The 7,987-nt window shown below is 37.8% G+C and carries 3 protein-coding genes and 2 rRNA genes; 3 read left to right on the top strand and 2 right to left on the bottom strand.

Going from position 1 to position 7,987, the window contains the following annotated elements; all coding sequences use genetic code 11:
• Nucleotides 1-417: 417 nt before the first annotated feature.
• Together L0U77_RS09070 and rrf are read left to right on the top strand one after the other, a co-directional pair.
• Nucleotides 418-3,298 (top strand): 23S ribosomal RNA (locus L0U77_RS09070).
• Between the two features lie 105 nt (nt 3,299-3,403).
• Nucleotides 3,404-3,512, top strand: a 5S ribosomal RNA gene (gene rrf / locus L0U77_RS09065).
• Nucleotides 3,513-4,205: 693 nt separating this feature from the next.
• Here rrf and L0U77_RS09060 read toward each other — a convergent pair.
• Together L0U77_RS09060 and L0U77_RS09055 are read right to left on the bottom strand one after the other, a co-directional pair.
• Entirely contained in the window at nt 4,206-4,358 is a 153-nt protein-coding gene (locus L0U77_RS09060; RefSeq protein ID WP_233900389.1) for a hypothetical protein, read from the bottom strand.
• 551 nt (nt 4,359-4,909) lie between these two features.
• Nucleotides 4,910-5,422 (bottom strand): DUF7935 family protein, encoded by a 513-nt coding sequence (locus L0U77_RS09055; RefSeq protein ID WP_101918318.1) that lies wholly within the window; start codon nt 5,420-5,422, stop codon nt 4,910-4,912.
• A gap of 159 nt (nt 5,423-5,581) precedes the next feature.
• On the opposite strand from L0U77_RS09055, the gene L0U77_RS09050 reads away from it, so the two are divergent.
• Nucleotides 5,582-7,948, top strand: coding sequence for an ATP-dependent helicase (locus tag L0U77_RS09050; protein ID WP_233901054.1), 2,367 nt, complete (start codon nt 5,582-5,584; stop codon nt 7,946-7,948).
• Nucleotides 7,949-7,987 lie beyond the last annotated feature (39 nt).

The raw sequence follows: 7,987 nt of genomic DNA, 5'->3' as shown, positions 1-7,987 counted from the left end.
CCCCCCCCCCCCCCCCCCCCCCCCCCCCCCCCCCCCCCCCCCCCCCCCCCCCCCCCCCCCCCCCCCCCCCCCCCCCCCCCCCCCCCCCCCCCCCCCCCCCCCCCCCCCCCCCCCCCCCCCCCNTAGCTCAGTTGGCTAGAGCGCTTGCCTTGCACGCAAGAGGTCATCAGTTCGACTCTGATATTCTCCACCAGATAGCATCTGGAAGCAATTTTAAATTGTTTCAGATTGTTATGTGAATCAAGCTGATAAATACTTATCGGTTGCGATTCGCAACGTTCATTGACATATTGGTAAAATGATATCGTAAAGAAATCAAGATAGAGAAGTTAATCTTCGGATTAACAACAATATTTTTATAAAAATAAATAATTATAAAGAGCTCGTTCTAAATAGTAATATTTAGAGCAAAAAGTACAATAAGCTAAATAAGGGCGTATGGCGGATGCCTAGGCTTTCAGAGGCGATGAAGGACGCGATAAGCTGCGATAAGTAACGGGGAGAAGCACATATTTTATGATCCGTTAATTTCCGAATGGGGCAACCCGGTATGTTGAAGACATATCACCCGCAAGGGGGCAAACCCGGTGAACTGAAACATCTAAGTAACCGGAGGAAGAGAAAACAATAGTGATTCCGTTAGTAGTGGCGAGCGAACGCGGATTAGCCCAAACCAATACTGTTACGGCAGTATTGGGGTTGTAGGGCTGCGAGATTAGCATCTAAGAGAACTAGAATCGATTGGAAAATCGAACCAAAGATAGTGATAGTCTAGTATAGGTAATCGAAGATAATATAGCAGTACCCTGAGTAGTGCGGGACACGAGTAATCCTGTATGAATCCACCGGGACCATCCGGTAAGGCTAAATACTCCTGAAAGACCGATAGTGAACTAGTACCGTGAGGGAAAGGTGAAAAGAACCCTAAGTAAGGGAGTGAAATAGAACCTGAAACCGTACGCCTACAAGCGGTCGGAGCACATTTACTGTGTGACGGCGTGCCTTTTGCATAATGAGCCTACGAGTTACTGTTACTAGCAAGGTTAAGGATTTAAGGTCCGGAGCCGTAGCGAAAGCGAGTCTGAATAGGGCGACCATAGTTAGTAGTAGTAGACGCGAAACCGAGTGATCTACCCATGGGCAGGTTGAAGCTGTAGTAACATACAGTGGAGGACCGAACCAGTTGACGTTGAAAAGTCTTTGGATGACCTGTGGGTAGGGGTGAAAGGCCAATCAAACTCGGAAATAGCTCGTACTCCCCGAAATGCATTTAGGTGCAGCGTTGAGGATAAGTTTTATAGAGGTAGAGCTACTGATTGGATGCGGGGGCTTCACCGCCTACCAATTCCTGACAAACTCCGAATGCTATAAAATGTTACTCAGCAGTGAGGGCATGGGTGCTAAGGTCCATGTCCGAGAGGGAAAGAACCCAGACCATCAGCTAAGGTCCCCAAATATATGTTAAGTTGAACTAACGAGGTGAAACTGCTTAGACAGCTAGGATGTTGGCTTGGAAGCAGCCATTCATTTAAAGAGTGCGTAACAGCTCACTAGTCGAGCGGTTTTGCATGGATAATAATCGGGCATAAACATATTACCGAAGCTATGGATTTACGTTGAAAGACACGTAAGTGGTAGGGGAGCATTCTATTTGCGCCGAAGGTGTCCTGTAAGGAATGCTGGAGCGGATAGAAAAGAAAATGTAGGCATAAGTAACGATAAAGGGGGCGAGAAACCCCCTCACCGAAAGACTAAGGTTTCCTCAGCGATGCTAATCAGCTGAGGGTTAGTCGGGTCCTAAGGCGAATCCGAAGGGAGTAGTCGATGGATAACAGGTTAATATTCCTGTACTTCTTATAATTGCGATGGGGTGACGGAGTAATGAAAGCACCGCGAACTGACGGAATAGTTCGTTGAAACATGTAGCTATTAGAACTGTAGGCAAATCCGCAGATCTAGGTGAAATGTGATAGTACAACAAATCTTCGGATGCGTTGATAGTGTGCCTAAAGGCTTCCAAGAAAAACCTCTAAGCTTCAGATTATAAGAACCCGTACCGTAAACCGACACAGGTAGTTGGGATGAGAATTCTAAGGTGCTCGAGTGATTCATGGCTAAGGAACTAGGCAAAATAGACCCGTAACTTCGGGAGAAGGGTCGCCCATCTTCGGATGGGCCGCAGTGAAAAGGTCCAGGCGACTGTTTATCAAAAACACAGGGCTTTGCTAAATTGAAAGATGATGTATAAGGCCTGACACCTGCCCGGTGCTGGAAGGTTAAGTGGAGTTGTTAGCTTCGGCGAAGCAATGAAATGAAGCCCCAGTAAACGGCGGCCGTAACTATAACGGTCCTAAGGTAGCGAAATTCCTTGTCGGGTAAGTTCCGACCTGCACGAATGGTGCAACGATCTGGACACTGTCTCAGCCATGAGCTCGGTGAAATTGTAGTATCGGTGAAGATGCCGATTACCCGCAGCGGGACGAAAAGACCCCGTGAACCTTTACTATAGCTTCGTATTGGTTTTGGATAAGTAATGTGTAGGATAGGTGGGAGACTATGAAGCGGCGTCGCTAGGCGTTGTGGAGTTACCCTTGAAATACCACCCTTTGCTTATCTAGAATCTAACTCAGCAATGAGAACAGTGCGTGGTGGGTAGTTTGACTGGGGTGGTCGCCTCCAAAAGAGTAACGGAGGCTTCTAAAGGTTCCCTCAGCACGTTTGGTAACCGTGCGTAGAGTGCAATGGCATAAGGGAGCTTGACTGAGAGACATACATGTCGATCAGGTACGAAAGTAGAGCATAGTGATCCGGTGGTTCCGTATGGAAGGGCCATCGCTCAAAGGATAAAAGGTACTCCGGGGATAACAGGCTGATCTCCCCCAAGAGCTCACATCGACGGGGGGGTTTGGCACCTCGATGTCGGCTCGTCACATCCTGGGGCTGGAGAAGGTCCCAAGGGTTGGGCTGTTCGCCCATTAAAGTGGCACGCGAGCTGGGTTCAGAACGTCGTGAGACAGTTCGGTCTCTATCTGCTGTGGGCGTTAGAAATTTGAGTGGATTTGACTTTAGTACGAGAGGACCGAGTTGAACTAACCTCTGGTGTATCTGTTGTTCCGCCAGGAGCATTGCAGAGTAGCTACGTTGGGAAGGGATAAGCGCTGAAAGCATATAAGCGCGAAACCCACCACAAGATGAGATTTCTTTAAAGGGTCGTGGAAGATTACCACGTTGATAGGATACAGGTGTAAAGGCAGTAATGTCATAGCCGAGTATTACTAATAACCCATAGGCTTATGTAGAAGTCTTGCGCTCGAAAGGGCGCAAGCACCAACTCTTTTGATTATTTACGATATAATTTTTACCAATATGTTAACTTATACAGTTGCAATATACTGAAACATTTTAAGGTGATTATCGCAATGGGGCTCACCTCTTTCCATCCCGAACAGAGAAGTTAAGCCCATTTGCGCCGATGGTACTGCCAATGGTGGGAGAGTAGGTCGTTGCCTTTCTTTTAATAAAACCTCAATTCTTTATAGATTGAGGTTTTTTTTGTGCCTTACTTTTTTTATTTTTGACGATAAAATTGGTAATTATTATATGATTTAGTTAATCGATATTAGAAAAAAAGTAACAGACACCTCTAACATTAAAATGTTTCTGTAGACTACAGAGGTATTTGTATTGGTATTTCTGTTGTTAAAGTAATTTAAAATAGGTTTGTGTGATTGATGATTGATATTGTATCATTTTTTTGATTTTTTGATAATATTAAATGACTTTAAATAAATTCTCTTCTCTTTTTTAACTTTATTTTATTGTACCAAAGAAAGTGCTAATTTTTTTCTAGTTCTAGCCACATCTTTTCCTGTTTTCGTTTCAAAGACAGATTTTAAACCCTACGATGATAAATCTCGTGATATAACTCAAATAAAATAACAACTCTTACTTTTTGATTCTTCGTCCACTTTTATTGTGATTTAAAAAGTGTAAACCTGCTTCTGGTGGCTAGTAGCTGAGAGTTAGTTTCGCTATTTTTTAGAATTTCAGGCTTGTAAATAGTACTTGTATTTTTTAATTTGAAATTGCCTCATTTTCTACATCGATAATTTCCTATCTCAAACGAATTCGAATTTCCTATACCACTTCAGAAGCAAGTTTTTACACGTTAAATCTATCCATTAGTATTTTTTACTATTTCTGTTTTAGGAAGACATTTTTTGGCGATTAAATTCATTGCACCAGCCATATCCACTGTAAGTTCCTTGACCATATTTCTTTAACATTTTAACAATCGCTACGATGCTTCCTTTTTTTTCCTTTACTGATTTATTCGTAAGCTGTATGAAATTCTCCATTCGATATGCTTGTTTCGTCTAAGTTCAAATATTTACCTATGTTTTTACCAAACAACAGCCAATCTTCGGCATGTTTTTTTGCAGTGAAGTTTTATTAAAAATCGAATCCGGCAAAAGGGTTTTAGTTTAGTTTCTAGCTTTTTTTTGATTTGATGATTCTTGTCAATCAATTTTAGTGATTTTAATGACTAAAAAGTTCTAGATACAATTTTTTGAAGGAAAAAAATCACTCGAACTGACAGTTTATTTATTTAATTTTTAAAAACAACTTATTAAAATTATAATGCCATACTTTCTTTCCTAGTTTTCTACTATTTGGTCCGTGACTGGATTTCATAAATAAAAAACTAATTTATAAAATTGCCGAAACTAAATAAATAGACTTAGCCCTGATTGAAGCAATTGTTTGAGCTCTTTTTTTGATTTTTCTTCAAAAAAAAGCGAGTGCGGAAAGCAGGTAATAGCTACAAAAAATAATCCAAAATTGAAAAAAAAGAAGCTAGCTTGAATTTTAATAAATCAAGCTAGCTCTTAAAAATGTAAAATAGTAATTATATTAATTTCTTTACTTCTTGTTTTAAATATGCAATAGAAGTTTGTGTTGGGTTTTCATGTTGAGAATAATAAATCAAAATACTTTCTCGTAAATCTTTTGCAGTTTCTGAAGATTCTACAGAGTTTCTAAGTTTTGCAATTATTGCTAATTTTGCCGCTAAAATTGCCTTCCAACTATCATCAGAAACATATAGTTGTTGTACCATATTATGTTCATACTCTTGCTCAATATTCGCAATCAATAACTGTAAATAACTATTTGTATTCTCGCCAATAGGAGCTACTCGTATCAATAATTTTGAAGGATTTATACGCTCGCAAAATAATAATAAACGCTCGTAAGATTGAAGCTTTATAGGTAAACTTTCTCTTCGTTTATCAACCAAAGCATCAAACTTTTGCTTGTTTTCATCTTGCTGCATAAAAGCACCTAATATAAAATAAGCAACGCCTCCTGTAACTAAGGCAGGCAATGCATACGCTAATCCTTGAATAATTTTATCTTCCATAATGCGAATATACAAGTCATAATTAAAACTCTCAATTCAAAATTAAATAATTTTTAAATTACTATTTTATATTTTAACAATAAAAAAGGAACACATTCTTTATAAAAGAAAAAAGAATGGTTAAATTTCCGATTTCAAAATTCTTACAAACTTTTTCTATTGAATACTTATTTACAGCAACTTAACGAACCACAAAGAGCCGCAGTTTTACAAAAAGATGGCCCAATGATAATTATTGCAGGAGCAGGATCTGGTAAAACGAGAGTTTTAACCTATCGAATTGCACATTTAATGAAAGAAGGTGTCGATTCTTTTAACATCTTATCACTGACTTTTACCAATAAAGCAGCACGAGAAATGAAAGAACGTATCGCTGGTGTTGTTGGGGTTAGTGAAGCTAAAAATTTATGGATGGGAACTTTTCATTCCGTTTTTTCTAGAATTTTACGTTCGGAATCAGACCGCTTAGGATATCCATCGAACTTCACGATTTATGATACACAAGATTCTGTTCGTTTGATCTCAACGATTATCAAAGAAATGCAACTCGACAAAGAACAATATAAACCAAAGCAAATTTTAAGTAGAATTTCTTCTTTTAAAAATAGCTTAATAACAGTTCGTGCTTATTTTTTAAATCCAGAATTACAACAAGCAGATTTAGAAGCTCGAAGACCTCGAGTTGGTGATATTTATAAAGCCTATGTTGATAGATGCTTTAAAGCTGGAGCAATGGATTTTGATGATTTATTGTTAAGAACGAATGAATTATTAAGTCGTTTTCCTGAAGTTTTAGCAAAATATCAAAGCCGTTTTAAATATATAATGGTTGATGAATATCAAGATACGAATCATTCGCAGTATTTAATTGTAAAAGCGTTAGCTGATCGTTTTGAAAATATCTGCGTCGTTGGAGATGATTCACAAAGTATTTATAGTTTCCGTGGAGCAAATATTAATAATATCTTGAATTTTCAAAAAGATTATCCTGATGTTAAAACCTTTAAACTAGAACAAAACTATCGCTCTACAAGTAATATCGTAGAAGCTGCTAATAGTGTTATCGATAAAAATAAAACAAAACTCGATAAAGAAGTTTGGACAGCAAATGATCCAGGCGAAAGTATCAAAATAATGCGTACTATTTCTGATGGTGAAGAAGGGCGTTTTGTGGCGCAATCTATTTTAGAGAACAAAAAAGAGCATCAATTAACCAATGATTCGTTTGCTATTTTATACAGAACTAATGCGCAATCAAGAGCCATGGAAGATGCGTTGCGTAAAAAAGATATCAAATATAAAATTTATGGCGGAATCTCTTTTTATCAACGAAAAGAAATTAAAGATTTATTATCATATTTACGAATTTTAATAAATCCGAATGATGAAGAAGCATTAAAAAGAATTATCAATTATCCCGCAAGAGGAATCGGTGCGACAACCATGGATAAATTAGCTATTGCAGCTAATCATTATGATAAATCAATCTTTGATATTTTAGTAAATATAAATACCATCGATCTCAAAATAAATGCAGGAACTAAGAATAAATTAGCCAACTTTACCAGAATGATTCAGCGTTTGCAAATAGATGCGCAAAAAATGAACGCTTTTGAAATTGCTGATATCGTAGTAAAACGAATTGAATTAGTTCAAGATCTACAAAAAGATGGCACACAAGAAGCTATCAATAAAGTTGAAAATATTCAAGAATTATTAAACGGAATTAAAGATTTTATTACCGATAAAATCGAAACTGGAGAAGACGCTTCCTTACCAATATTTTTAGAAGATGTCGCATTAGCTACCGATTTTGATAGTGAAAATGATGATACGCCAATGGTTTCTTTAATGACCATTCATTTATCGAAAGGATTAGAATATCCGTATGTATATATTGTCGGTTTAGAGGAAGGTTTATTTCCTTCGGGAATGAGCATGAATACTCGTAGCGAACTAGAAGAAGAACGTCGTTTGTTTTACGTAGCTTTAACAAGAGCCGAAAAAGTAGCCTACTTAACCTATGCACAAACTCGCTATCGATGGGGAAAATTAACCGATGGTGAACCTAGTCGTTTTTTAGAAGAAATAGCGCCAGAATTTGTAGAATATTTAACACCAAAAGCACCTAGAGGTTTTATCAATAAATTTGTAGATGCAGATTTATTTGATGATGAAATTGATTATAATTCTGATGATTTTTCAAATTCTAAAAAAATTAGATTCGAAAAACCAATCCAAAAACAACGAAAAGAATTTTTATCTAAAAAAGAAAAACCAAACCTGATTCTTCCAAAAAAGAAACTTAAAGAAAAAACAGTAGTAAAAACAACAGCAAACACAACAATTAACCTATTTGATGGAGAAATAAATATTGGTAATTTTGTAGAACACAACCGTTTTGGAACAGGAGAAGTAATCGCAATAGAAGGAAAAGGACCTAACAGAAAAGCAACAATTAAATTTGGTACCGTAGGACAAAAGAAATTATTATTACAATTTGCAAAACTTAAGGTAATCGGGTAGCCAATTAATTGAGATTAATTACTTATTTTGCATACATAT

The sequence above is a fragment of the Tenacibaculum piscium genome, assembly GCF_021390715.1.
GTDB lineage: Bacteria > Bacteroidota > Bacteroidia > Flavobacteriales > Flavobacteriaceae > Polaribacter > Polaribacter piscius.
Note: the sequence above shows the minus strand (reverse complement) of the source record. Positions and strands in the feature narration are given on the sequence as shown.

Excerpts from the sequence above, each read along its gene's own strand:
- L0U77_RS09060 (WP_233900389.1), bottom strand. The coding sequence starts at position 4,358 with ATGGAGAATTTCATACAGCTTACGAATAAATCAGTAAAGGAAAAAAAA.
- L0U77_RS09055 (WP_101918318.1), bottom strand. The coding sequence starts at position 5,422 with ATGGAAGATAAAATTATTCAAGGATTAGCGTATGCATTGCCTGCCTTA.